General features: G+C 70.5%; 19 protein-coding genes and 1 tRNA gene. 7 read left to right on the forward strand and 13 right to left on the reverse strand.

The window, feature by feature from the left end; genetic code table 11:
- Positions 1–35: 35 nt before the first annotated feature.
- The 8 genes from AAFX79_03480 to AAFX79_03515 form a co-directional block, all read right to left on the reverse strand.
- A complete protein-coding gene (locus tag AAFX79_03480; GenBank protein MEO1007601.1) occupies positions 36–1,952 on the reverse strand; it encodes a hypothetical protein in 1,917 nt (638 codons plus the stop codon).
- Positions 1,949–3,172: a hypothetical protein gene (locus AAFX79_03485; protein MEO1007602.1), complete on the reverse strand. Its 1,224-nt coding sequence runs from the start codon at positions 3,170–3,172 to the stop codon at positions 1,949–1,951. The genes AAFX79_03480 and AAFX79_03485 overlap by 4 nt, the downstream gene beginning before the upstream one ends.
- The gene (locus tag AAFX79_03490) at positions 3,169–4,302 is read right to left on the reverse strand and encodes a prepilin-type N-terminal cleavage/methylation domain-containing protein (protein MEO1007603.1); all 1,134 of its coding nucleotides are present in this window, start codon (positions 4,300–4,302) and stop codon (positions 3,169–3,171) included. Before AAFX79_03490 ends, AAFX79_03485 begins: the two co-directional genes overlap by 4 nt.
- A complete protein-coding gene (locus AAFX79_03495; protein MEO1007604.1) occupies positions 4,299–5,207 on the reverse strand; it encodes a type II secretion system protein in 909 nt (302 codons plus the stop codon). Before AAFX79_03495 ends, AAFX79_03490 begins: the two co-directional genes overlap by 4 nt.
- A 134-nt stretch (positions 5,208–5,341) precedes the next feature.
- On the reverse strand, positions 5,342–6,628 hold the full coding sequence (locus AAFX79_03500) for a type II secretion system F family protein (GenBank protein ID MEO1007605.1): 1,287 nt from the start codon (positions 6,626–6,628) through the stop codon (positions 5,342–5,344).
- Positions 6,629–6,685: 57 nt separating this feature from the next.
- Positions 6,686–8,413, reverse strand: coding sequence for an ATPase, T2SS/T4P/T4SS family (locus AAFX79_03505; GenBank protein MEO1007606.1), 1,728 nt, complete (start codon positions 8,411–8,413; stop codon positions 6,686–6,688).
- 172 nt (positions 8,414–8,585) lie between these two features.
- On the reverse strand, positions 8,586–9,740 hold the full coding sequence (locus AAFX79_03510) for a type IV pilus twitching motility protein PilT (GenBank protein MEO1007607.1): 1,155 nt from the start codon (positions 9,738–9,740) through the stop codon (positions 8,586–8,588).
- Between the two features lie 33 nt (positions 9,741–9,773).
- Positions 9,774–11,498 (reverse strand): ATPase, T2SS/T4P/T4SS family, encoded by a 1,725-nt coding sequence (locus tag AAFX79_03515; protein MEO1007608.1) that lies wholly within the window; start codon positions 11,496–11,498, stop codon positions 9,774–9,776.
- Between the two features lie 168 nt (positions 11,499–11,666).
- Here AAFX79_03515 and AAFX79_03520 point away from each other — a divergent pair, with 168 nt between their 5' ends.
- The 3 genes from AAFX79_03520 (at position 11,667) to AAFX79_03530 (ending at position 16,445) form a co-directional block, all read left to right on the forward strand.
- Complete coding sequence (locus tag AAFX79_03520) at positions 11,667–12,479, forward strand: phosphopantothenoylcysteine decarboxylase (protein ID MEO1007609.1); 813 nt, start codon at positions 11,667–11,669, stop codon at positions 12,477–12,479.
- 31 nt (positions 12,480–12,510) lie between these two features.
- Positions 12,511–14,217, forward strand: a complete 1,707-nt coding sequence (locus tag AAFX79_03525) for a pseudouridine synthase (protein ID MEO1007610.1) — start codon at positions 12,511–12,513, stop codon at positions 14,215–14,217.
- A 140-nt stretch (positions 14,218–14,357) separates the two neighbouring features.
- Entirely contained in the window at positions 14,358–16,445 is a 2,088-nt protein-coding gene (locus tag AAFX79_03530) for a LamG-like jellyroll fold domain-containing protein (GenBank protein ID MEO1007611.1), read from the forward strand.
- 24 nt (positions 16,446–16,469) lie between these two features.
- On the opposite strand, the gene AAFX79_03535 is transcribed toward AAFX79_03530, so the two are convergent.
- On the reverse strand, positions 16,470–18,425 hold the full coding sequence (locus AAFX79_03535) for a hypothetical protein (protein ID MEO1007612.1): 1,956 nt from the start codon (positions 18,423–18,425) through the stop codon (positions 16,470–16,472).
- Between the two features lie 52 nt (positions 18,426–18,477).
- On the opposite strand from AAFX79_03535, the gene AAFX79_03540 reads away from it, so the two are divergent.
- The 3 genes from AAFX79_03540 to AAFX79_03550 all read left to right on the forward strand — a co-directional run bounded on the left by AAFX79_03540 (position 18,478) and on the right by AAFX79_03550 (position 20,213).
- Positions 18,478–18,561 (forward strand) — tRNA-Leu (locus AAFX79_03540).
- A 63-nt stretch (positions 18,562–18,624) separates the two neighbouring features.
- Positions 18,625–19,731, forward strand: coding sequence for a Sua5/YciO/YrdC/YwlC family protein (locus AAFX79_03545; protein ID MEO1007613.1), 1,107 nt, complete (start codon positions 18,625–18,627; stop codon positions 19,729–19,731).
- Complete coding sequence (locus tag AAFX79_03550) at positions 19,728–20,213, forward strand: RpiB/LacA/LacB family sugar-phosphate isomerase (GenBank protein ID MEO1007614.1); 486 nt, start codon at positions 19,728–19,730, stop codon at positions 20,211–20,213. Before AAFX79_03545 ends, AAFX79_03550 begins: the two co-directional genes overlap by 4 nt.
- Before the next feature lie 15 nt (positions 20,214–20,228).
- On the opposite strand, the gene gmk is transcribed toward AAFX79_03550, so the two are convergent.
- From gmk to AAFX79_03570, 4 genes are all read right to left on the reverse strand, one after another.
- Positions 20,229–20,840: a guanylate kinase gene (gene gmk / locus AAFX79_03555; protein MEO1007615.1), complete on the reverse strand. Its 612-nt coding sequence runs from the start codon at positions 20,838–20,840 to the stop codon at positions 20,229–20,231.
- A gap of 37 nt (positions 20,841–20,877) precedes the next feature.
- A complete protein-coding gene (gatC, locus tag AAFX79_03560; GenBank protein ID MEO1007616.1) occupies positions 20,878–21,174 on the reverse strand; it encodes an Asp-tRNA(Asn)/Glu-tRNA(Gln) amidotransferase subunit GatC in 297 nt (98 codons plus the stop codon).
- Positions 21,175–21,192: 18 nt separating this feature from the next.
- Entirely contained in the window at positions 21,193–22,212 is a 1,020-nt protein-coding gene (locus AAFX79_03565; GenBank protein ID MEO1007617.1) for a lysophospholipid acyltransferase family protein, read from the reverse strand.
- A gap of 95 nt (positions 22,213–22,307) precedes the next feature.
- Positions 22,308–23,660 carry a hypothetical protein gene (locus AAFX79_03570; GenBank protein MEO1007618.1) on the reverse strand — a complete coding sequence of 451 codons (1,353 nt, stop codon included), beginning with the start codon at positions 23,658–23,660 and terminating at the stop codon, positions 22,308–22,310.
- A gap of 406 nt (positions 23,661–24,066) precedes the next feature.
- Here AAFX79_03570 and AAFX79_03575 point away from each other — a divergent pair, with 406 nt between their 5' ends.
- Entirely contained in the window at positions 24,067–24,948 is an 882-nt protein-coding gene (locus AAFX79_03575; GenBank protein ID MEO1007619.1) for a hypothetical protein, read from the forward strand.
- Positions 24,949–24,954: the final 6 nt, after the last annotated feature.

Genomic DNA, 24,954 nt, shown 5'->3' on the forward strand with positions numbered 1-24,954 from the left:
AGTGGAACTCCTCCCCTCTAGGACCATCCTCGCACTTACGGCGCCGGGCTCGCCGGCGTGGGGAAGACGAATTGGAACGTGCGCTCGGCCGCATCATCGGCGGGGTCGACGAGCGTCACGGTAACGCGAATCAGCTCGGGCCAGGGCCACTCCAGCGTGTCCTCGAGTGCGGCGTCGGTGTTGGCGCCGTCGCCGTCCGGATCGCCAGGATCAAAGTAGGGCGTCGTGTACCCGAAGTAGGAGACGAGTGACTCGTCGCCCGCGGTGCCCAGGCCGCTTCCGACCTGCACGCCGTGGATGAGCTCGGGCAGCACCGGGTAGCTGGAGAACTCGTCGCCCACGTCGGCGAACTGGCCCGAGAGCACGGGAGCAATCGGGCTGCCGATACGCAGTTCGTCCACGATCCGCCGCGCCGTCGTTCCGACGCCCGTTGTCATGGCATCGGGGATGGTGCGCAACCGATACGGCTGGAAGTATCCGCCCGCGAACTCCTGCGCGGTGCCGCGGACCTCCTCGTCGTACTGCGGGTAGGGCAGCACCGTCCGGTCGGGCGTGCCGTCGCGATCGAAGTCGATCTCCCGCTCGGCCCCGTGCCAGATCAGCTCGCCGTCGTCGTCGGTCTTGCCGAACGACCACTCGACGATGAACTCCGAGCACCGCGGGATGAACACCGACGAGGTCATCTGGTACTGGTCGGCCATGCGGATGGCGCGGCGGGTGACCACGGGCTCGGCCAGCGCGGTGTGCAGGTCGGGCGGCGTGTCCTCGTACCGCATCCGTGTCCGCTCGGCGACGGGCACCTCTACCTTCGAGTAGCCCGGCTCGTCGAACGCGCCAACGACCAAGCCCGTGTCGTCGAGCCGCAGCACCCGCTCGTGGCTCGAAGCCGGCAGGGCGTCCAGCATCCAGGCCTGCTGCACACCCACGGGCCCCACCACCGGCGACAGGTTGGTCTCGTAGTCGCCGCAATTCACGAGATCGATCGGCGTGAAGTAGCCGTACGGCGGCGCGATGATCTCGGGATCGGCGTTGCTATCGCGGAAGGCGGGCGAGGACTGCACGATCGCGCGGATCTCCTTGAGGTCCGTCGTCGCGATGTCCACCAAGCCCGACGAGAACCGCGGCCCGCCGGCGTTCGAGCCGCCCAGCGACGGGCCCAGGGCGGCCGCCCGTAGCTGCGGCACCGCCGGGAAGACCAAGGCGCAGCCGCCGGTATCCAGCCGATTGACCGACCGGAAGAGGCTGTCGGCGGCGGGCTGGAGCCCGATCTGCAGCCGGCTGTCCCCCGCGGAGGCCTGCAGCGAGGTCGGGATGGCCGGCACATCCGCGACGCCGCCGCCCGGCTGCACCAGCACGCGGGCGAATCGGAGCAGCGTCCAGTCGCCGGCGAAGCGGTTGGGGTTGGCGCCGTCGCCGGCACCCAGCCGCGTCTCGCCCATGGTCGTCGTGTTCTCGTCGGTGACATCGGGCAGCAGGTACGACCGCCGCGGGTTGGGGTCGGGCAGCGCCCGCTGGCCGATGCCGTAGTAGAGCGATGTCGCCGAGCCCTCCGCCTCCACGCCCGCCGCCAGCGGCTCGCGGGCCGATCGCGAGGGCCGCTCGGTGAAGAACACGATCTCGTCGGCCCGCCGCGGCCGCCAGGCGCCGATCGGCTGTTCGGCGGACAGCGGCACCGGCTCGCCCTCGTTGACGACCTCGTGGCGGATGAGCAGGAAGCCCTCGCGGGACATGGCCCCGAAGTCCTCCCGCATCTGCCGCTCCATGATCGCGGCGTAGGCCGTCAGGGCGCTCACGCTGCGGCCGCGCGAGACCGTCTCGCCAACGGCCGCGAACACCGAGGCGATGCCCACCGCCACGAACGCGACGGCGCCCACCGCCACGAGCAGTTCGATGAGCGTGAAGCCCGATGCCGACCGGATCGCCCGGGCCATCCAGGCGCGTGCACGCGTCATAGCGGCTGCCTCCCCGCTCCGGAACCCGAGGGCGACAGCACCGATCGCCCGGTCGGCCCGGTGCGGAACACCAGCACCGCCGCCGGCGGCTGGGGCACGAACACGACCTGACGGATGTGCGACCACGTCCGCTCGTCGAGCGGATCGCTCGCGCCGGTGTCGACTCGCGACTGGGGCACCCACGAGGGCACCGCCGGCCGCACGCGAACCTCCGCGCTGTTGGCGTCCAGCGACAGCAGCTCATCGACGACGAACACGTTGCCCAGGTTGTCCACCAGCTGCTGGCCGATCTGCGCCGCCAAGACCAGCCGCTGTTGCTCGGAGACGTTGCCGCCGGGGTCGCCAGTTCGCACCGTGTTGTCCTCTTCCAGCTCGAGCACGCCCGGCCGCGTGGGATCGAACTGCGCCTGCAGCGTCAGCGGCACCGCGTAGATCTCGTTCTCGGACGGATCTGCGCCCGTCCCGGTGGGACCGCCACCCTGGCTCAGCCCGACCGGCAGCACGGGGTTGGCATCCAGCAGCGTGCCGAAGAGCGTGGTCCCGGGCTGCACGCGGATGCCGGTATCCACCCGCCGCACGAAGACGGCGATCTCGACGCCCGCGCGGGCCTGCCCGGGGATCGTCGTGGGGAGCACCGGCAGCGTCGGATCGGCCAGCAGCGCGTAGCCGTCGGCCTCCACGGGCGGCAGCCGCCGCGCCACGAAGTCCCACACGAACTGCGGGCCGGTCAGCCCCGAAGACGGCCCGGGGTAGAGCCGCTCGGCCAGGCCGATGCGGGCCGGATCCACGCCCTGCACGGGGTCGCCCAGCCGGATCACGCCCTCGTCCTCGTACAGGGCCTTGTCGATGCTCAGGGCGTCCCAGAGGTAGGTCCGCGACCAGTCCGGATCGCGGAGCCAGACGCCCAGGCCGTAATCGAAGTCACCCGCCGGCATCGACGTGCCGAGCCCGGATCCGGAGGTGACCCGCGGCGGAATCGCCAGGCGGTTCAGATCAGCCCGCGTCCGCAGGTACGCCCGGGCGTCGTTGGCGACGATCACGCCGAGCGAGCGATCGGAGGCGATCCGCTGCTCGCGGATGATGCCGGGGATCAGCGCGCCGAGGCCCAGCAGCCCGAGCCCGAGCACGAAGATCGCCAGCAGCACCTCGACGAGCGAGAACGCCACCGCGACCCGAACGGCCCGGCGCCGGCGATGGAGGCAACCACGCCGCATGCTCATTGACCCTCCACCAGCCGCTCGACCTCGGTCGGCGAGCCCAGATACCGGGAAACCTGGAAGATGCGGGCGTCGGACGTCTCGGAGGCGGGCAGCGCCCCGGTCGTCAGCGAACTGCCCCGGATCCACTGCGAGATGCGCGCGTTGATGATGGCCGGGTCGGCCACGCCGCCGAACAGGCCGACGTCGTACTCCGGGTCGGTGACGCTGCCGTCGATGGCCCGGTAGAACGTATCGGTGCCGCGGTTGAGCCCGTCCGCCCCGATCGAATTCGCCAGCCGCTCTTCCTTGTACACCGCCACCTGGCCGACGGGGCCGACGAGGACGGTGTCGGCGGAGATATCGCCCAGCAGGTCGCGGCGGTCGTTCTGCGAGAGCGATGGATCGGCGAGCACCCGCCGCACGAAGCGGCCCAGATCCTCGGCGCGGTCCACGCGGAAGCGGTCGTAGATCGTGCCCGAGCGCCGGAACGCGATCGTCGGCGCGGGCTCTATGTACAACGCCTTGGCGGTCGCCGTGCTCTGGTAGCGTCCGGTGCCGCCCTCGAATCGAACCATGAACGTCTGCCGGGCGGCGCCGCTGTCGGGCTCGGCCCGCTCGTAGAACTCGGTCTCGGGGTAGACCCAGTGCCCGTCCTCGCGATCCGACGTGTAGGTCTGCTCGTACCACTCGGCGTTGTCGGCCAGCTCGGGCCTGGTGCCGGGCGTGCCCGACACGCTGCTGACCAGCGTCGCCGCGCGGGCGTAGCCGCGGGCCGACCAGCCGCGGGGCAACTGGATCGCCTCGGTCCCCGGCGCGGGCACGAAGATGTCACGCAGCACGTCGACGCCGCCCGCGTCATCGAGGATCTGCGCCTCGACCACGCCCGTGACCGCCCGCACCCGGCCGTCCTCGCCGCCCAGGAAGATCGCGGCGGCATCCCGACCCGGGCCCGCGCGTACGGCGGCGTCGCGGGCGCTCTCGAGGGCGTTCTGCACGGCGCTGGCCGATCCACTCCGGCCGCTGCTGTAGGTGAGCGAGCCGTACGCCGGGATGGCGATCGCCACCAGGATCAGGATGATGATGATCACCAGCGTCAGCTCGACCAGGGTGAAGCCCCGGTCCGCCCGCTCGCGATGCACGGCCCGGCTCACTTGCCCACCTCGATGATGTTGTCGGCGCGGCCGGCGGCCTCCGAGGCCTCGTCGCTGCCATCGCCCACGCGGCCGACTTCGCGGATCACGCGGTCCACCGTCTCGGTGTCCATCTCGCCGAACACCCGGTTGGGGCCCGCCGCGACGATCGCATACCCCGCGTCCCGCAGCTCGACGTTCTCGGCCGGATCACCGACCATCGCGGGCACGTTGAGCAGGTCGCCCACGCTCTTGCTGGGGTCGGGGCCGCCGATCTGCTCGTCGGGCAGCCAGCGGTAGAAGCGATAGGGCACGCCGCTGCGATCCCGCAGCTCGGCCCGCCCCTCTTCGGGGTTCACGATCACCAGGCGTTCGGAGTCGCCCCGAACGTCGAAGAGCGGATCGGTCAGCGTGCCGCCCAGCGTCCGGAAGGTGCCCGAGCGCGTCGGGGTTCGGAAGCCCGGCCCGGCCTTGCCATCCACCGGCGGGCCGCTCGAGCCGTCCACGGGAAAGTCCTGCACGCCGATGAGATAGGTCGGCAGGCTGTACACGCTGAACCGCAGGTCGGGCCCCATCGTGCCGGTGTCCCGGCGGAGGAACTCGACGTCCTCGGGCACGCCGGGGTCGTAGACCGACAGCTGCGCGCCCATGAGCGGCGGCGTGCCCGTCGGGTCCGGCGGGTTGCTCCGCGAATAGAGGATGCCGTCCTCCATGAGCGGCGGCAGGAACCCGAAATCGGCCTTGAACTGGTCGACGGCGATCCGCAGCGCCACGACGTTCTGCCGCTCGGCACCGGCCTGCGCCGTCCTGGAGATCTGCGCAACGCCGACGAGCAGCAGCCCGATCAGCGCGGCGACCACGAGGATCGCAACGCCCAGCTCGACGATGGTGAACGCGGTCCGGCTTGTAGTGCTGCGCGGCTTCATGCGGCTCCGTGGGCCTCCGGCGTGCGGCGTGCGAACTCGATCTCGGATCTCGGCGAGCCCGAGCAACCCGGGCGGCGTCGGCGCGAAGGCGTCCTCCCCAGTGCGCCCCGCGCCGACGCGTTGCCCCGGGCCGCTCAGACGCCTCCTCCGTTCAGCGACTCGATCATCGCGACCATCGGCAGGAACATCGCGATCACGATCGTGCCCACCATGACGCCGATCAGTACCACCATGACCGGCTCGAGCAGCTTGAGCGCCGCCTGCACCGCGACGTCAACCTCTTCGTCGTAGTTGTCGGCCACCTTCATCAGCATGACGTCCAGCTCGCCGGTCTCCTCGCCCACGTCCACCATGTTCACGACGATGGGCTCGCAGGTCTTGCTCTCGCGGAGGGGCACGGCGATCGACTCGCCCTCCCGGACCGAATCGTGCACCCGCATCAGTGCCTTCTCGAACACCGAGTTGCCCGACGTATCCGCGGTGATGCGGATGGCCTCCAGGATCGGCACGCCCGCGGTGATCAGCGTGCCCAGCGTGCGGGTGAACTTGGCCACCGTCGACTTGCGTGCGATGCCGCCGATCACCGGCGTCAGCAGCACCATGCGGTCGGTCAGCGCCCGGCCGGGCTTGGCCAGCCGCACCAGCTTCCACACGAACGGGATGGCGAACAGGCCGCCCACGAAGAGCACGGCGCCGGGGAAGGCCTGGCCCGGGTTGGTGCCCGCCATCCACTTGCTGGTGCCGATCAGCCAGATCGTCAGCCCCGGCAACTCGACGCCGAAGTCCTCGAAGATCGCCTGGAACTGCGGCACGATCACCAGCATGATCACCACGAGGATGACCACGGCCACGAAGAGCACCACGATCGGGTAGATCATCGCGCCCTTGATCTTCCGCTTGAGGGACTGCGCCTTCTCCATGAATTCGCTGAGCCGCTGCAGGATGACGTCCAGCACGCCGCCGACCTCGCCGGCGGCAATCATCTTGACGTACAGCCGGTTGAACGCCCGCGGGTGCTTGGCCATCGCCTCGGAGAGGCTCGCCCCGCCCTGGACCTCGTCGGTCACGTCGATCAGCACGTTCTTCAGCGGGCCGGGCTTAGCCTGGCTCTCGAGGATCTGCAGGCTGCGGAGCAGCGGCAAGCCGGCGTCCTGCAGCGTGGAGAGCTGCCGCGTGAACTGCGTCAGCTGCTTCTTCTTCACGCCGCCGATGCTGAAGCCGCCACCCTTACGCTTCTTCTTGGCCGCGACCTCGGGCCCGCCGGCCACGGCCGACTTCTTGACCTTCTGCTCGCGGACCGCGGTCGGGTAGAGGCTCTGGGACTTCAGCCGACCGATGGCCTCCTCGTCCGAGGTCGCCTCCAGCGTGCCCTTCTTGACCTTGCCCTCGGCATCGCGGGCTTCGTACGCAAAGGTTGGCATGCCACACAACTCCTGTTCGTCCGCCGCGGCCGAATCCGGCCCGGCGCGACCGCACCGCTATTCCTCGACGAGCGTCTCGCGGACCACCTCGTCGATGCTGGTCTGACCCTCGTAGATCGCCAGCAGCCCGCTCTCACGCAGCGTCCGCATCCCGCGGGTGCGGGCGTGCTCGCGCACGAGGCTCAGGCTCTCCTCGTTCATCACCATGTCCCGGATCGTGTCGTCCATGACCATGATCTCGAACAGCGCCATCCGGCCCCGGTACCCGCCGTGCTGCGCATCGCCCCGCGGCCGATGGAAGGTCTTGCCCGCCACGTCGGACATCCGCAGCCCCAGCTCCATCAACTCTTCTTCGGCCGGCTCGTACGCCTCCATCGCGTCCTTGGCGATCCGGCGGACCAGCCGCTGCGCCACGATGCCCTCGATCGTGGCCGTCAGCAGGAAGGGCTCGAGGCCGAGATCGACCAGGCGGACGATCGAGCTGGGCGCGTCGTTGGTGTGCAGCGTGCTCAGCACGAGGTGGCCCGTCAGCGACGCCTGCACCGCGATCTGCGCGGTCTCCAGGTCGCGGATCTCGCCGACGAGGATTACGTCGGGATCCTGACGCAGGAAGCTCCGCAGCGCCTTGGCGAACGTCAGGCCTACGTCCTCGTTGACCTGCACCTGGCACAGCCCGTCGATGTCGTACTCCACCGGATCCTCGGCGGTCAGCACCTTGGTCTCGATGTCGTTGAGCTCGGCTAGGGCCGCGTAGAGCGTGGTCGTCTTGCCCGAGCCCGTCGGCCCGGTCACCACGACGATGCCGTTGGGCTTGTTGATCAGGGCCCGGAAGCGCTCCAGGTCGTCCTCGCGGAAGCCGATGCGGTCGAGATTCAGCTCGACGTTCGAGCGATCCAGCACGCGCATCACGACGCTCTCGCCGTGCATCGTGGGCAACACCGCGATGCGGAGATCGACCGGACGGCCGCCCACCTGAAGCTCGATGCGGCCGTCCTGCGGCAGCCGCCGCTCGGCGATATCCAGGTCCGCCATGACCTTGACGCGGCTTGTGATCGCCGGCCCGAGGTGCTTGGGCGGCGGCACCATCTCGTAGAGGACGCCGTCGATGCGATACCGCATCTTGAACTCGTCCTCGAACGGCTCGAAGTGGATGTCGCTGGCCTTGTCCCGGATGGCCTGCAGCAGCACCAGGTTCAGCAGCTTGACGACCTGGTTGTCGCTGGCGGCCTCGGTGATGGCGTCGAGGTCGATCGACTCGCCCCGGCCCTCGAGCGCCATGAACTTCTCGTCGCTGGCCAGCCCGCTGACCACGTCGACCACCGACTCCTGCTCCGCGTAGTGCTTGCCCAGCAGCTCGTCGATCTGCGCCGGATCGGCCACGACCGCCTCCACGGTCATGCCCAGAAGCAGCCGCAGGTCGTCCACGGCGCGGAAGTTGTCGGCGCTCTTCATCGCGATCCGAAGCCGTTTGGCCGTCGCGTTGTATTCCAGCGGCACCACGCCGTAGGCCCGGGCGCTCTCGGCGGGGATCGCGGCGATGGCCTCGCCGGCGATTTCTCGCTCGGCCAGATCCACATAGGCCATGCCGGCCTGGCCCGCCAGCGCCGCCTGGACGTCCGTTTCGGTGCAGTACTCCAGCTCGACGAGCACCTCGCCGATGGGCCGCCGCCGCGTCTTCTGGATCGACAGCGCCTCGTGCACCTGCTCGCGCGTGACCTTGCCCATCTTGGTCAGCACGCGGCCGAGCTTGCGGCCCTTCAGTTCGTCGGTGTTGGTCGTCGCCATGGTGGAGTCCTCGAGGCCGAGGCGATCATGCCGCGATCGGATCCGGAGGAGTCTTCGGCCCCCGAACCCTCGATGATGCCGGCCTCCCGAAACAAAGTCGGCCTCGCGGAAACGAGGCACCTAGAAAAACGACTAATTCAGAGCAAAGAACGGCTGGAACGGCCTTTCGTGCTCATGCGACGTCGGTCTCATCCAATTCGGGCCGGCCAACCGTCCGCCCGGTCTGGTGCACCCGATCACGCACGGCACCTGGATCCTTGGCCTTGTCAACCATCTCCTCGGCGCTGATGATGCCGCTGGTGTACAGCGACCACAGGTGGTCGTCCAGCAGCTGCATGCCGAACTTGGCCCCCGTCTGGATCGACGAATCGATGCGGAAGGTCTTGCCCTCGCGGATCAGGTTCGAGATGGCCGGCGTGACGACGAGGAACTCGTAGGCGGCGATGCGGCCGGGCTTATCGACCCGCTTGAGCAGCGCCTGGCTGAGCACCGCCAGCAGGGCCGTCGACAGCTGCACCCGGATCTGGTTCTGCTGGCTGACCGGAAAGGCGTCCACCACGCGGTCGATGGTCTTGGCGGCCCCGGTGGTGTGCAGGGTGCCAAACACCAAGTGGCCCGTCTCGGCAGCTCGGATGGCCGCCTCGATGGTCTCGAGGTCGCGCATCTCGCCGACGAGGATCACGTCGGGGTCCGAACGCAGCACGCGGCGGAGGGCCTCGGCGAAGCTGGGCACGTCGTTGCCCACCTCGCGCTGGTTGACCACGCTCTTCTTGTGGTAGTGGAAGTACTCGATCGGGTCTTCCATGGTCACGATGTGGCGGTCGTAGTAGGTGTTGATGTAGTCCAGTACCGTCGCGAGGCTGGTGGTCTTGCCCGAGCCGGTCGGCCCGGTGACCAGGAAGAGCCCACGCGGGCGGCGCGACAGGTCCTGCACCACCTCGGGCAGGCCGATCTGTTCGAAGGTCAGCAGCTCGTTGGGGATCAGGCGGAGCACCATCGCCAGATCGCCGCGCTGCTTGAAGATCGACACGCGGAAGCGGGCGGCATCGCCGTAGCCAAAGCCGAAGTCGGTGCCACCGACCTCGCTGAGCTCCTGCTGGTTCCGCTCGGGGGTGATCGACTTCATCAGCGAGACCAGGTCGTCCGAATCGAGGACCTTGGTCTCCAGGTTCTTCAGGCCGCCGTGCAAGCGGACGGTGGGCTTGCGGCCCACGGTGAGGTGGAGGTCGCTGGCGCCCGTCCGCACGACGGTGTCGAGCAGGCGGTCGATCTGCACGGTGCCGCCGCCGGCGATGGTCCTGGACTGCTCGGATTCGGTTGAGGCCATGGCTGCTCCCTCGGGTTGCTGGTGGGTCTCGTGCTAGTGGCCGCCGCCCTCGACCTGGGTGACGCGGGCGACCTCCGCGGGCGTGGTCACGCCCTTGAGGATCTTCCGCTTGCCGTCCTCCACCAGCGTCTTCATGCCGCTCTGGATGGCCTTCTGGCGGATCTCGGCCACCGGCGTCTTGCGGAAGGCCATGTCCCGCAGGTCGCTGTTCATGATCATCATCTCGAAGATGGCCTTGCGGCCCTTATAGCCCGTCGGCGCCTCGGCGCTCGACCCGGGCTTGTAGATCCTTCCCTGCCACTCGCCGTCCTGCAGGCCGGTCAGGAAGAGGTGCTTGGGGTCGGGGTTGTCGTCCAGCTCCTTCGAGGGATCGTGCAGCATCCGGATCAGCCGCTGGGCCATGATCGCTTGGATCGAGCTGGCCACGAGGAAGGGCTTGATGCCCATGTCGATCAGGCGAGTGATGGCGCTCGGGGCGTCGTTGGTGTGCAGCGTGCTGAACACCAGGTGGCCCGTCAGCGCCGCCTGGATGGCGATCTCGCCGACTTCCCTATCGCGGATCTCGCCGACCAGGATGATGTTGGGCGCCTGGCGGAGCATGGAGCGGAGGATGGCCGGGAACGTCAGCCCGATGTCCTCGCGGACCTGGCACTGGTTGATGCCCTCGAAGTTGTACTCGACCGGATCCTCCGCGGTGATGATCTTGCGGTCGGGTCGGTTGAGCACGTCCAGCGCCGAGTAGAGCGTGGTCGTCTTGCCCGAGCCGGTGGGCCCGGTCACCAGGAAGATGCCGTTGGGCCGGCGGATGATGCGGTTGAACACCTCGAGGTTGTCGGACTCGAAGCCCAGGTTCTCCAGGCCGATCCGCACCGAATCGGGCCGCAGGATACGGAGCACCACGCTCTCGCCGTGGTAGGTCGGGCAGGCCGACACGCGGTAGTCGATGTCGGTCTGGTCGACGGGCAGCTTGATGCGGCCATCCTGGGGAATGCGCTTCTCGGCGATGTTCATGCCCGCCGACAGCTTGACGCGGCTGAGCAGCGAGGCCTGCATCCGCTTGGGCAGGTTGTCCCGCTCCACGCACACGCCGTCGACGCGGTACCGCAGCCGCACGCGGTCGTTCATGGGCTCGATGTGCACGTCGCTGGCCCGCATCCGCACGGCCTCGGACAGGATGCGGTTCACGAGTCGCACGATCGGCGCCGACTCATCGGCCGCAACATCGATGGACTTGTCCACCGAGCGGTCGACCGAGCGATCGATCGAGTCGGTCACCAGGCCCTGCTCGCCGGCCTTGAACTGGTCGGGCTGCTGCGCCGCGGCTCCGGGTTCGTCGCCCTCGAGGAACCCGCGGATGGCGCTCCTGGAGGCGAGCATGGGATCGATCTCGAGATTCAGGCGGAACCGCAGCATGTCCTGGAGTTCCAGGTCCATGGGGTCCGAGACGATCAGCTTGAGGCGGTTGCCCGATTTCTCGACGGGCAGCACCAGGTGCTTGCGGACGATCTCCTTGGGGATCAGATCCACCTGCACGCTCGACCGGACCTTCGGGTCGCTCGGATCGACGTAGGGCACGCCGAACTGCTCGGCCAGCGCCTCGGCCACCTGCTCCTCGGTGGCGAATCCCGCCTCGACGAGGGCCTGGCCGATGCGGCGGCGGGAGCCCTTGGCGATGCCGAGGGCCTTGTCGAGGTCGCCCTGGGAGACGACTCCCTTCGCGACGAGGATCTCACCGAGCTTCTTGCGATTGCGTGCCATAGACCAGTCGATCCCGCCGTCCGTCAGAGGTGTTGGTGGCCGGCCCCGAGGCAGGGCGAGCCGTCAGCGTACGCTTCCCGGAGTTCCTGTGGGCGTGCCGGCGAGATCCAAATCTGCCCTACAAGCACCGAATCCGCGGGCCTCCATCCGAGCCGCCGGACGCAACGCATGGCAAGCCACGACCAGCCCGACGCCGAAGCCTCGCGCACGCCGCGGGTCTTGGTGGCCGCGGGCCCCACGCACGAGCCCATCGACGACGTGCGGTACCTCGCGAATCGCTCGTCGGGTCGGCTCGGCGCAGCGCTCGCGGAGACCTCGTCCAAACGCGGCTGGCCGACCACGCTGCTGATGGGACCATGCACCGCCCGCGATCGCCTGGAGGAGCGGATCGCGGGACGTCGATCGGCACCAGGGCGCCCCCTGGCGGATGCTGCCTCGCACAACAACGAGCCTCCATCGGGCCAGAACGGCCCTGCTGAGCAACGCGTCGCTTCGCACCTCGACCTCGTCCGGTTCCGAACGGCCGCGGACCTGCAGGCCCTCCTACTCGAGCGCGTACCGGCGATCGACGTGCTGGTGATGGCGGCCGCGGTCGCCGATTTCCGGCCCGCCGGCCACGTCCATGGCAAGCTGGAGCGGGGCGAGACGATCACGCTCGCACTCGAGCCCGTACCCGATCTACTCGCCGAGGCCCGCCGGGGCATGACCGGCGGAGCGATCGCTATCGGCTTCGCCCTCGAGGCCGACGCCGCGAGCGATGAACGCGGACGCCGCAAGCTCGAGCGGAAGGGCTGCGACGCGATCGTGGTGAACCCCCTGGACACCATGGACTCGGCGGACATCGACGCCAGAATCCTGTTCGCCGATGCGGATCGGCCGCCCCGCCGCGTCGGCCCGATGGGCAAGGCCGCCTTCGCCTCGGTGCTGCTCGACGTCGCCGCCGAACTCTGGCGGGCGGCGGGCCGCCCTTCGCCTCGTTGACCTCCACGCCTCGACGACGGAGACCACAAGCATGCCCGACGCGACGCCCCGATCCAAACGCGAGCGCCAGCGGCGCTCCGGCGGCGCCGCTCCCCGGCCCAAGATGACCCCGCGCATCCTGGGCGAGCACGATGGGGTCATCGTGGTCGACAAGCCGGCGGGCATGACCACCGCGTCAAAGGACGCCCGCGACGACACGGTGCTCGCGCACGTCCGACGGTGGCTGCAGGCGGCGCGGCCCGACGCCCGCGTCTGGGTCGTGCATCGCCTCGACCGCGACGCCAGCGGGCTGGTGCTCTTCGCCTCGACGTCGGCGGCTTACGGCTGGCTCAAGGAGGATCTCCGCGCCAACCGGGTCCGGGCCGACTTCGCGGCCATCGTCCGCGGCACGCCCGCGTGGGAGGGCGAGCACACGCTCGTCGACGAGCTGCACGACGGCCCGCAGCGGCGAGTGGTCGCCGTCGCCAACGGCCGTGCGCCCGCCAGCGACGCGACGGCCACGGCGGTCACGCACGCCCGTGTCGAATGCACCGGCAAGGGGCGGGCGCTGCTCGCGCTCCGGATGGACACGAGCCGCCGCCACCAGCTGCGGGTGCAGCTCGCACACGCGGGACACGCCATCCTCGGCGATCGTCTCTACGGCCCCGAGCGCCAGAAACCCCGGCACGACGCCCGCATGCGGCTGTGCCTGCACGCGACGCGGCTGGAGCTTCGCCACCCCACCACGGGCCAGGCGATGACCTTCGAGTCGCCGCCACCCAAGCGATTCGCCACGCTCGTTGACGCCGGTCGGGACGCGCCCAAGCCGGCAACCGATTCCGAAGCCACGCCCCCAGGCACGACCGCGGCAGAGACGCCGAGCGAACCCGCGCCAAAGCCCGCCCGGCCGCAGCAGCGGGACGCCCGCGGATGGGATCACGTAGCCGCCTGGTACGACAAGCTCGTCGGCGAGGGCCGCAGCGACCACCACTCGGCCGTCATCGTGCCCGGCACGCTGCGGCTGCTGGGGCTGGAGCGCGGCGAGCGGCTGCTAGACGTTGCCTGCGGAGAGGGCGTGCTGGCACGCGCCGCCGCCGAACTGGGCGCGGCGGTCGTCGGCGTCGACGCCTCGGCGGGGCTGATCGATGCGGCGCGGCAGCGGGCGCGGGGACGGGAGACCTATCTCGTCGGGGACGCCCAGAACCTCGCACACGTCGAGGGGCTGCGCGACGCCGAGCCCTTCGACGCGGCCAGCTGCGTGATGGCGCTGATGAACATCGAGGCCATCGAGGCCGCCTTCCGGGGCATCCGAACGCGGCTCAGGCCCGGCGGCCGCTTCGTGGCGATCGTGCTGCACCCGGCGTTCCGCGCACCGGGGCGAACCGGCTGGGGCTGGGACGAAGAGGGCGCTTCCGACGGCATCCCGTCCGGCCCCGCCGCCCAGCGGCGCCGCCAGCCCGGAGCCATGCGGCAGTACCGCCGCGTGGACGCCTACCTCACGCCCCACGCCCAGCCCATCGTGATGAACCCCGGCGCTGCCGCGCACGGCCGCCGAGCGATCACCACCACCACCCACCACCGCCCGTTGCAGGACTACATCGCCGCGCTCGCCCGCTGCGGCTTCGCGATCGACGCCCTCGAGGAATGGCCGAGCCAGCGTACCAGCGAGCCCGGTCCCCGCGCCGATGCCGAGAACCGCGCACGCCGGGAGATACCGATGTTCCTGGGCCTGCGGGCGATCGCGTTCGCGGCAACATAAATCGTGCCCAGGAGCCCAATGCTAAGAAGACGTTAGCACAGCGCGAAGACGCCGCCGATGCACGCAATCCCGCGGGCCGCGCGACGCGACTCGAACTGCGAACGCCCGTATCCTCCGGCTTACCCCGCGGAGGATCCGAGATGCCCCGAACGCCGATCGTGCTCGCGTTGTCGCTGTGCCCGCTGGTCGCTCCTGCCCTCGCCCAGAACGGCGAGGTCGAGCCCGGCTACCAAGCCAAGGAGGAGACTCCCTTCCTGCTGCACGAGCGGCACCTCCACAGGCACAACGCCGACCATCCCACCGTGGCGCCCGACGGCACCCGGTTCTTCACCAACCGCCGAAGCGACGTCGATCTGCCGCTGCCCGAGGAGACCGACGCGTTCGTGTTCGCCGTCTTCGGCGATCGGACCGGCGGACCCGATAGCGGCGTCAACGTGCTGGCCGATGCGGTCCGCGACGTCAACCTGCTCGAGCCCGATCTGGTGATGACCGTGGGCGACATGATCGATGGGTACAACCAGACCGATGAGTGGATGACCGAGATGCGGGAGTACAAGGCGATCATGGGCGAACTGATCTGCCCGTGGTTCCCCGTCGCCGGCAACCACGACATCTACTGGCGGGGCCCCGATGCCGACCGCAACCGGCCCGAGGGCGAGCACGAGAAGAGCTACGAGATGCACTTTGGCCCGCTGTGGTACAGCTTCACGCACAAGGGCAGCCACTTCATCGTGCTCTACTCCGATGAGGGCAACCCAGAGACCGGCGAGAAGAGCATCTCCCGCGCCGACACCCAGGTCATGAGCGACGAGCAGAAGCAATTCCTGGCCGAGGCGCTCGAGCGCGGCAGGGCGGCGCAGCACCAGTTCCTCTTCCTGCATCACCCCCGCTGGCTCGGCGGCCGCTACGGCGAGGACTGGAACGACAACGTCCACCCGATGCTCGCCGACGCCGGCAATGTCCGCGCCGTCTTCGCGGGCCACATCCACCGCATGCGGCACGACTTCGGCCCCAACGGCGACGACGGCATCGAGTACGTCACGCTCGCCACCGTCGGCGGCGGCCAGCGTGGCGCCATTCCCGAGGCCGGCAACCTGCACCACTACCACCTGGTCACCGTACGGCCCCAGCAAATCGCCCTGACGGCCTATCCCGTCGGACAGGCCATGAACGTCCGCGAGATCAGCGGTCCCATGCTCGAGCAGATCAACGCCCTCCGCGAGAGCGGTACGACGGTCGAGAGCTTCGTGAAGTTCACCCCCGAGGGCGCCGCCCGCGGCGAGGTCAGCGTCACCGTCACCAACCCCAGCGATCGCCCGGTCGAGTTCGCGCTGTCGCCGGCCTCCGCCGACAACCGTTGGATGTTCCGCCCCGACCACACCCACGACGTGCTGCAGCCCGGCGAGTCCGCCGAGATCGGCTTCCTCGTGGGCCGGCCCGAGGACAGCGCGGACGCGTCGCTCGATCGCCTGTCGATCGACGTCGACTACGACTACATGGCCCCGAGCTTCCGCTACAGCATCCCCACGCAGAGCGTGAGCGTGCCGGTGGACCTCAGCAGCCTGCCGCTGGAGACCGCCGACGCCGAGAACAAGGCGATGCGCTTCGACGGCGACGACGCCATCCGCGTCGACACGGAGGTCGCCAGCTTCGCGCCGCAGGGCTCGTTCACCATCGAGTGCTGGTTCAACGCCGAAACCTTCCAGGGTCGCACGGGCCTGCTGGCGAAGACCGAGAGCAGCGAGTACGGCATCTTCGTGAGCAACGGCGAGCTGTGGTTCGCCGCGCACCTCGGCGGCGCGTACCGCGAGCGGCGGATCGAGGGTGTCCTGGAGACCGATCGGTGGCACCACATCGCCGGCGTCTACGACGAGCGGGCCGAGGAGCTGCGCACCTATCTCGACGGACGGCTGATCGCATCGGTCGCGGTCGACCCCAGCTGGAGCCGCACCATCAACGACCTGCCGTTCTACATCGGCGCCGACGTCAACCGCGGCGGCCAGCCGACGTCGTTCTTCCGCGGGCTGATCGACGAGGTCCGCCTCTCGCCGCGGGCTCGCTACCGGGGCGACTCGTTCGTGCCCGAGCGCCGCTTGACCGCCGATCGCCGGACGACCGCGTTGTACAGCTTCGACACCCTGCTGGGTGCGTACATCATCGATAGCTCGGGCAACGGCCACCATGCCGAGGCCTTCGGCGACCCCGAGCCGGTGGCGGTCAGCAACTAGGGGAACTGCCCCCACGCGGCGAAACTACCCGCCGAACGACTCGATCCCGAGTTGCAGGTCGCGGCGAGCCTTGGGCGTCCTGGCCCGCGTGAGCACCCTGCGCAGCAGCGCGATCCCTTCCTCCCGCTCGCCGCTGGCCGCCAGCGCGCCGGCGAGTTCTAGGGCGTCCGTTGCGAGCCGCTGCGGACGCACGTGGCCCGAGAGCACCCGGGCGATCGTGGCGGCGGCGCGATCGTCCAGCAGCAGCGGCCGCAGCGCATGCCAGGCGAGGTCGCGAACCGCCGGATCCTCCGCGGCCTCGGGATCCAGCCGCGCGAAGGCGGCGGCGAAGCCGGTGCGCTCTCCCATTGCGAACAGGGCCCCGAGCCCGGCGGCGGCGACCCCCGAATCCACCGAATCGGGCGCGACCCGCAGCGCATCGAGCACGACCTCGGCGGCCCGCGCATCGTCGCCCGACATCCGCAGGCCCCAGATGCCGTCCGCAACGCCCGGCCCCACCGCCTGCGGGAACGTGCGGAGATTCGCGAGTGGCGGGACGGCGTCGATGCGCTGCGGCGGCTGGGCGTCCAGCATCCACAGCGGGTCGCCGAAGAACGCCAGCTTGCGATTCTCGAGCAAGCCGTCCTCGCGGACCGCCGCCGCGAAGGGATAGAGCGAGCCCAGCCGCGCGGCCAGCGTGACCTGCGGCACGAAGCTCTGCAGCCCCGGCTCATCAACCGAGCCGAAGTATGCGAATGCGCCGCGGTCGAGCCACGCGCCCGCCACGCTCGTCCGAATGCCGGGCCGCTGCGCCGAGAACGAGTGCACGACGTACACCGCGGCCGGCGTGGCGAGGACGGGCACGTCGCGGGCCGACGCGGTTCCGGGCTCGAGGTGGAACTCGGTCACCCGCCCCTTGGTGTTGAAGGCGATCAGCTGGGCGTCGACAGGCGACGCGGCCCGCTCGAGCAGGTCGGCCACGCCCTGCCGCGGCGCGTCGTCGATGGCCAGCCCGAGGCCGATCTGGCGGTAGATCCCCGCCGCCGGCTGCACGTCGTAGTTGGTCCAGGGCGGCGTCTGCGGGTAGCCGTCGAAGAGCCACGCCCGCCGCGGCGTCAGGAAGAGCGAGGACATCGCCGCGTACGCCGAGCGGGCGCTCGACCCGAAGATCTGGCCCGTCCACGCCCAGCGTCCCGCCTCGCGGGAGGCCGACCCCATCCGCCCGAGGCGGGCCGTGAGCGCGATGGTGCCGTGCGGCGGCCCCTCGATCCGCGCGGGAGCGTTGGCGCAGAGCGTGATGGCGTCGACGTCGTCGCCCAGGCCCCGCCAGGCGACGCCCAGGCCATCGAGCCGCGCCTCGATGGCCGCGCACAGCAGTTCGGCGTCGGCCGCCTCGATCGCCTGGTTCGCGCCGCCGGCGACGGGCATCCAGACGATGGGCTGCGCCCGCCCCGCCGCGAGTGCGAGCGCGGCGGGCCAGGCCGCGTCGCCCGGATCGGCCACGATTGCACCCGCCGGCGTGAGGCCCAGCGACCGCCACTGCTCGATCGCGCCCGCCATGCCGGCCGACGCGTCGCCGGAAACGCCCCACACGCGGCGTACCGCGCCCTCGATGGCCTCCCGCCGCTCGTCCGCGGACCAATCCTCCGCGCCGCCTTCCGCGGACCAGCCGAAGACGGCCTCGGGCTCGAAGGCACGGACGAACCGCGCGATACCCTCCCGAGCGAGCCATGTGCCGTCGTCGAGCAGCACCGGGTAGCGGGCGGCGGCGGTCCAGCTGGCCACCGCCTCGACGAAGCTCCGCTCGTCCCGTACCACGACCACGAAGGGCGAGACGCGGACCGCCCGATCGAGGGCCCGCACGCGCGCGCCCAGCCGCTGGGGTGGCCGAAGCTCGTCGAAGCTCCGCGTCTGCTGTTCGGGGGCATCCTGGCCGGCCACCGGCACGCCCGCCGCCAGCACCGCCGCGAGCACGCCCAACCCAAGCACGATCCGTCGCATGCGGCACTCTACGCGACGCGTCGATACGATCGATCGGCCGGACAAGGGCCACGCGGGCGTGGCGGAATTGGCAGACGCGCGGGATTTAGGTTCCCGTGGCCGAAAGGCCGTGCAGGTTCGATCCCTGTCGCCCGCATTACGTGCCGCCCGGCGGGCCCCGCCGCGGGCGTAACATGGCCGCAGCCAAGGACGGACCAGCGTGACCAGCACCCCGCACACCGGAACCCACGTCGACGCCGTCAAGGAGGCCGCCGCCGCCCTGGATCGCGGCGGACTGGCCATCCTGCGGACCGAGACCGTGTACGGCGTCTTCGCCCGGGGCGACAATCCCGAGGCGATCGACCGCATCCGCGCGCTGCCGCGGCTGGAGGCCGCCGGCCCGTGGGGCCTGCTGGCATGGCACGCGGGTGCCGCCGCCGCCGTGCTCGACGCGCTCGACCGCGCGGGCGTCGAGCCCTCGCCGACCTACCGCCGCGTGATCAATCGGGCGTGGCCCGGCCCCGTCACCCTGCGGCTGCGGACGCCCCGTGCGGCCGATATTGCGGCGGCTGGCGGCCTGCACCCCGGTGTCGCCAATGACGCCGACCGGCTCTCCGTCCGTGTGCCCGACGACACCTGGGCCCAGATGACGCTGCAGCGCGTCGGCGGCCCGGTCGTTGCGTCCTCGGCCGAAGCGCTGGACCTCTCGCCACCCGCGCGCCCGGGCCAATGCCCGCCGGCCGTCGATGGCGTGGACTTCATCCACGACGCCGGGGCCACGCGCCTCGCGAGGCACAGCACCGTGGTCGACCTCGCCGACGACGGCTCCTGGACCGTGGCGTCGGAGGGTGCGCTGACGGGCGACCAGGTCCGCGATCGGCTCGCCACCGTGGTGCTCTTCGTGTGCACGGGCAACACCTGCCGCAGCCCGATGGCCGAGGCCATCGCGCGGGGCATCCTCGAATCCCGGGGCCGCGGGCAGCACGCGATCGTGCTCTCCGCGGGCGTGTCGGCCGTCGATGGCGCCACCGCCACGCCGGAGGCCGTCCGCGCCGTCGAGGCCGTCGGCGGTGACCTCACGACGCACCGCAGCCAGCCGCTGACCGATCGGCTTGTCGAGCGGGCCGACGCCGTCTTCGCGATGACCGAGAGCCACCTGGAGACCGCACGCAGCCTGACGCCGCCCGCCCAGCAGCACAAGCTGGTGCGGCTGGACGCCGACGCCGACACGCCCGATCCAATCGGCGGGCCCCAGAAGCTCTATGATCAACTGGCGCGGCGGCTCAGCGACGTGATCCGCCGCCGGCTCGAGGAGCTGGACCTATGAAGATCGCCATCGGCGCGGACCATCGGGGACGAGACGCCGCGCGCTCCCTCATGCGGGCGCTGCAGGCCATCGGCCACGACGTCGACCTCTACAAGGACGCCGAGGAGGGCCAGGCCTGCGACTACCCCGACCGGGCCTACGGCGTCGGGCGGCTCATCGCGGCGGGTGAGGCCGACCGCGGCGTGCTGCTCTGCGGCTCGGGCATCGGCATGTGCATCGCCGCCAACAAGGTCGACGGCGTACGGGCCGCCCTCGTGCACGACGAGTTCACCGCCCAGATGGCCATGAGCCACAACAACGCCAACGTGCTGTGCCTCTCGGCCGACATGATCGGCCAGCGGCTCATCGAGCGGATGGTCGAGTCCTGGCTCCGTACCGACTTCGAGGGCGGCCGCCACGCCCGGCGCGTCGCCAAGATCCACGCGATCGAGCGGGGCGAGGACCCGGCCGACGTCACCAGCGAGACCCTCGCCGGCGACTAGCCGCTCTCGAATCGACTACCCCCGCCGCGCCCGCGCCGCCCGAACCAGCGCAATGGCCTCGGCGATCGCATCTCCGAGCGATTCGTTCACGATGAAGTGGTCGTAGCAGCCGCTCTCGCGGGCCGTTGCGATCTCCCGCTTGGCCTCGGCGAAGCGCCGCTGGATGGCCGCCTCGTCCTCCCGCTTGCGGGCCCGCAGCCGCGCGAGCAGATCGTCCTCGCTCGGGGGCAGCACGAAGATCGCCATCGCGTCGGGCATCCGCGCCTTCACCTGCCGCGCCCCCTCGACGTCGATGTCCGCGATGACGACCCGTCCCCGCCGCAACTGCTCGTCGACCCAAGCCCGCGGCGTGCCGTAGTAGCGGCCGAACACCGTGGCCCACTCCAGCAGCGCATCGCGGTCGATCATGTCGCGGAAGGCGGCCTCGTCGACGAAGTGGTAGTCCACGCCGTCCACGTCGTCGGGCGTCTTGGCCCGCGTGGTCACCGACACGCTGAAGAGCGCCGCGGGGATGTCGCGCTCGACCGCCCGGGCGATCGTGGTCTTGCCCACCCCCGACGGCCCGCTGAACACGACGAGCACGCCGTCGTCGGTATCGGTCGCCAGGCGGTGCGTGGGCTCGCTCATGGGGGCGAGTCTAGAGACCGTGCCGGCACGCGTCGCGTCAGCCGCCGAGCACCCTGGGCACCCGGATGAACCGCCCGTCCATCGCCGGCGCGATGCGCACGAGCGCCGCATGATCGAGCTCCCCACCGGCCTCGTCCTCGGCCAACGGAGCATCGAGGTCCGCGGCGTGGGCCAGCGGCTCGACGCCCTGGAGATCCAGCTCGCCCAGACGCTGCGCGTAGCCGCAGATGCCGCTCAGCTGGCCCGCGAGTTCCGCGGCCTTGCCGGGCTCGATCTCGAGCTTCGACAGCCGCGCGAGCTTCTCGACCTGCTCTCGGGTGACCTCATCCGCCATGCAGCATGCTAGTCGGACCTAGGCCAGCTTGGTGACCCCGCGTTCGGCCAGCGTCGCCGCATCGCGGCCGCTCAGCTCCTCGGTGCGTGCGATGTCGTCCTCGGACATCCACGGCAGCAGCCGCATGTTCTCGCGCAGCCTGTCGGGGAACGGCCGACCCAGCCGCTCGTGCCGCGGCCGGCTCTTCCAGATTCGGTGCATCCACAGGTACTGCTCGGGAGCGTCGCGAACGGCCATCTCCAGGGCACGGCGATACCTCGCCGTCAGGTAGAACAGCGGATCGGGGTGCGTGTTCCAGTCCTCGGGGCCGTAGGTATCGAAGATGCGGAAGCGGTACCGCAGCGTGCCGTCCACGCACGGCAGCCGGTAGGCCGCCCCCACGACCAGCTGGGCCTGGAACTGCATCGCCAGCAGCCCGATCGACTTGTAGCTGCTCGCTAGCCGCCCGAAGTAGGGCACGAACAAGCCGCGGTCGCCCGCGTTCTGGTCGGCGACGAAGGCCGGGCACGCGCCATCCGCGACCAGGCTCGGCATCTGCGTGACGGCACCGAACTTGTCGACGAGCGTGAGCCCGGGCCTCGACCGCGTCTCGCGGACCCAGCGATCCAGCGGCTTGAGATCGAGCGGACGATACACCGCGTGCAGCGGCAGCCCCAGCAGGCCCGAGGTGCTCGCAAGCACCTCCCAGTTGCCGCAATGGCCGGTCATCACGATGCATGGCCGGCCGCCCACGATCGTCCGCAGGCCCTTTGCCACGTCGCACAGCTCGACGTGTCCCAGCAGGCTGTCGACGTTCAGCGTCCGGGGACAGCGGGCGATCTCCGCGGCAAGCACGAACAGGTGCTGATATGCGGCGATCGCCAGCTCGCGTCGTGCGTCGACATCCAGATCCGGGAAGGCGACGCCGAGGTGCTCCTGGGCGCGTGCGAGCCGCGATCGATTGCTGGGCAGCAACGCGAACCGCCGGCCGGCGGCGCGCGCGAAGGCAAACGTCGGTCCCGGCGGCGGCGAGGACAGCGCCGCCGAGGCGATCTTCACCCCGAGCGCCGCCGCGACGCCGAGCGGGGCCGCGAATTGCGTCTTGGACCGTGCGCGGGCCGTCGGTCGCCCCCGGGTTCCGCCGATGGCCGCCGCTAGCGGATGTCGCCGAAGGGCTTGCCGATCAGCGTGTACAGGCGGTTCTGGTTGAGCACCGGCAGGTTGGCGGCAATGGCGTCCTCGAACAGGCGGTCGTACCGCTCGGCGCGATCGAGCGCCGCCTGGTACCGCTGGATCTCCTCGATCGTCGCGTTGATGTCCGGCTCGGGCGGCAGGCCCGGCTTGGACCCGAGCACCAGGAAGTCAACGTCGCCGGCCAGATCGGGCACCACCCGACCGTTCCAGCCGCGGATGGTGGCCTCGATGCCGCGGGCCTCGAGGTCGCTTTCGATGCCGTCCCCGTTGGCGTCGAAGTTGCCGAAGACGACGAACTTGTAGACCTTGTTGGGGTCGTACGCGGCGTTGGCGATGACGTCGCCACGAATCAGCGGCCGTCCCGCCTGCGCGCTGGTGATCCGCGCCGTCGACTGGTTGGCCTCGCGGCGGATGATCTCGATGGTGGCCTTGGAGCGCTGGTAGTTGCCGTTGGGCCCGACGCGGATATCGCCCTGCGAGCCAAAGACCGCGAAGGTCATCCCCAGCGTGACCTTGTCCTGCGAGCCCAGATTGATCGTGACCTCCCGGCTCAGGTCGTTGACCGCGATGATCGCGCCGTCGACCAGCGATTCCTCGGCCTGCGGACGCACGCCGCTGTCGGGCCCCGAGCCGCGGAGCTGGCGGACCTGGTCCTCCAGCCGGCGGTTCTCGGCGAGCGCCTCGTCGAGCTGGTCGCGGAGGATGGACGCCTGGTCGTCGGTCCGCCGGCGGATGTCCTCGACGCGGCGGTCCATCGACTGCCGCGCGTCGATGTACTCGCCGCGGAGATCCTCGACCTCGCCGCGGTACTCCTCGACCTCGCCGGTCAGCCGCTCGGTGGTGGCGTTCATGCTGGTCTGGATGGACTCGACGCGGGCGACCTCGTTGGCCAGGTCCTCGCGGGCGGTCGCCAGCGCGTCCTCGGCCTGCCGCAGCCGGGTGCCGAGCGCCGCCACCTCGTTCTGCGCCTCGCGGGCGACCTGCAGCAGCGGCCGCGAGCCGGTGGAATCCAGAGCGTCGATCTTGGTGTTGAGTTGCTCGAGCGAGTCGCCGCCCACCCCGGTCACCCGCTGCATGACGTCGCGGCGGGTGTCGACGAGGTAGCCCGCCAGGCTCTTGCGGTCCCTGGAGGCCGCCTGCACCAGCAGCCGGATGTCGTCGCGCTGCCGCTCATCGGACCGCACGAACTCGGCCAGGTCCTCGTTGAGCTCCTGGTAGTCGCGGTCGGCCGCCTGCGCCTGGAAGAAGAACACCACGCTGACCACGAAGAGCACCACCACGAGGATGCTCGTGACCGCGGCGTAAAAGACCATTCCGCCACTACGTCCGGCCATGCCTGCGGCCCCTTTCCCTTCGAGCGCTCGATGCCGCGGGCCACGCTCGGCCCGGCTGTGCTGCCCGCGGCGGGTCCAGATCTGGAGCGATCCGGAGCGGAGCCGCCCGGCGATTCCAATACGTACGACCGGGCGCGGCTGTTGCCCGGCCTCGGGGTGCCAAGTGTGGGCGGTGCGGGCCGCCTGGTCAAGTCCAGCACGCGATGCGGGCGGTGATATCCGCCTTTTGGTAGGATCGATCCATCTCCGCCACGCACGCCCCTGCTCCGCAACCGCGGGGCCGCCGGCAAGCCGCCGGACGCCTCCGCGTTAGCCCCTTCGAAACGCCGGGCCGTTCTCGCCGATCAAGGGGGCAGTCCGCGAGGCAATCAAGGAGGACGCCGCGATGCCCAGCACGGGACACAGCCCCGACACCCGCACGCCGACGTGGCTGAGCATCGCCGCGATGCTGATGGCCGCCTGCCCCGCGCTCGCCCAGGAGGGGACGGAACCGAAGGAGGGAGCCGCCCCGATCCTGGGCGGGCCGAGCGTCGAGGCCGCCGCGACCCGGGCCACGCTCGTCTCGCGGACCTATGCCGGCGAACTCGAGCGGCTGTCCCGCCATCCCGCGGAGGCCGCTCTCGACTTCGTCGAGCCTCCCGAGGCCACGAGGCCCGCCATCGAGGCCATCCTCGCCGAGCGGCGGGCGGTGCTCGACGGGCTGGTGATCGATCGCCTGGACCTGCTGATCAAGCTGGGCAACGGCGGCGGCGCGAGCGACCGCCGCGAGGCCATCGCCGAGCTGGCCCGGGCGATGGCGCCGCTCGCCCGCAAGGGCGCCCTGGGCGACCGCATCCGCGCCGAGCTGCCGCCCGAGGCCGCCGCAGAACACGAGCGGCTCGAGCAGGAGTACAACGAGGCCGCGCTGGCCGATCGCGTACGGCTGCTCAGCGAGGAGCGTCGCGGCGGCGAGCGGGGCCTGCGATTCCGGGCCCGCGCCATCGAGCGGCTGGTGGGACTGGGGGCCGAGGTCCGCAGCGCCTACGAACGCACGCTGCTGCAGCGGGCCCAGGAGCTCGACGAGCTGATCGCCAAGCTCGACCTCACGCCCGATCAGGAGAGCAACGTCCGCCGCATCATCCAGCGGTACGGCGAGAAGACGCTCCTGAACCCCGACAAGCGATCGCAGACCGAGCGGGACCGCCTCGGCGTGTTCCTCGAGGTGGCAAAGGAACTGACACCCGAACAGCGGCGGACGCTCATCCGCATCTCGCGGGGCGAGGCCTGAACGACT

Source organism: Planctomycetota bacterium, from assembly GCA_039819165.1.
Taxonomy (GTDB): Bacteria; Planctomycetota; Phycisphaerae; order Phycisphaerales; family UBA1924; genus JAHCJI01.

What these genes read in the sequence shown, in the direction of transcription:
- AAFX79_03480 (MEO1007601.1), bottom strand. Translation starts at nt 1,952, where the DNA reads ATGACGCGTGCACGCGCCTGGATGGCCCGGGCGATCCGGTCGGCATCG.
- AAFX79_03485 (MEO1007602.1), bottom strand. Translation starts at nt 3,172, where the DNA reads ATGAGCATGCGGCGTGGTTGCCTCCATCGCCGGCGCCGGGCCGTTCGG.
- AAFX79_03495 (MEO1007604.1), bottom strand. Translation starts at nt 5,207, where the DNA reads ATGAAGCCGCGCAGCACTACAAGCCGGACCGCGTTCACCATCGTCGAG.
- AAFX79_03500 (MEO1007605.1), bottom strand. Translation starts at nt 6,628, where the DNA reads ATGCCAACCTTTGCGTACGAAGCCCGCGATGCCGAGGGCAAGGTCAAG.
- AAFX79_03505 (MEO1007606.1), bottom strand. Translation starts at nt 8,413, where the DNA reads ATGGCGACGACCAACACCGACGAACTGAAGGGCCGCAAGCTCGGCCGC.
- AAFX79_03510 (MEO1007607.1), bottom strand. Translation starts at nt 9,740, where the DNA reads ATGGCCTCAACCGAATCCGAGCAGTCCAGGACCATCGCCGGCGGCGGC.
- AAFX79_03515 (MEO1007608.1), bottom strand. Translation starts at nt 11,498, where the DNA reads ATGGCACGCAATCGCAAGAAGCTCGGTGAGATCCTCGTCGCGAAGGGA.
- AAFX79_03520 (MEO1007609.1), top strand. Translation starts at nt 11,667, where the DNA reads ATGGCAAGCCACGACCAGCCCGACGCCGAAGCCTCGCGCACGCCGCGG.
- AAFX79_03525 (MEO1007610.1), top strand. Translation starts at nt 12,511, where the DNA reads ATGCCCGACGCGACGCCCCGATCCAAACGCGAGCGCCAGCGGCGCTCC.
- AAFX79_03530 (MEO1007611.1), top strand. Translation starts at nt 14,358, where the DNA reads ATGCCCCGAACGCCGATCGTGCTCGCGTTGTCGCTGTGCCCGCTGGTC.
- AAFX79_03535 (MEO1007612.1), bottom strand. Translation starts at nt 18,425, where the DNA reads ATGCGACGGATCGTGCTTGGGTTGGGCGTGCTCGCGGCGGTGCTGGCG.
- AAFX79_03550 (MEO1007614.1), top strand. Translation starts at nt 19,728, where the DNA reads ATGAAGATCGCCATCGGCGCGGACCATCGGGGACGAGACGCCGCGCGC.
- gmk (MEO1007615.1), bottom strand. Translation starts at nt 20,840, where the DNA reads ATGAGCGAGCCCACGCACCGCCTGGCGACCGATACCGACGACGGCGTG.
- gatC (MEO1007616.1), bottom strand. Translation starts at nt 21,174, where the DNA reads ATGGCGGATGAGGTCACCCGAGAGCAGGTCGAGAAGCTCGCGCGGCTG.
- AAFX79_03570 (MEO1007618.1), bottom strand. Translation starts at nt 23,660, where the DNA reads ATGGTCTTTTACGCCGCGGTCACGAGCATCCTCGTGGTGGTGCTCTTC.
- AAFX79_03575 (MEO1007619.1), top strand. Translation starts at nt 24,067, where the DNA reads ATGCCCAGCACGGGACACAGCCCCGACACCCGCACGCCGACGTGGCTG.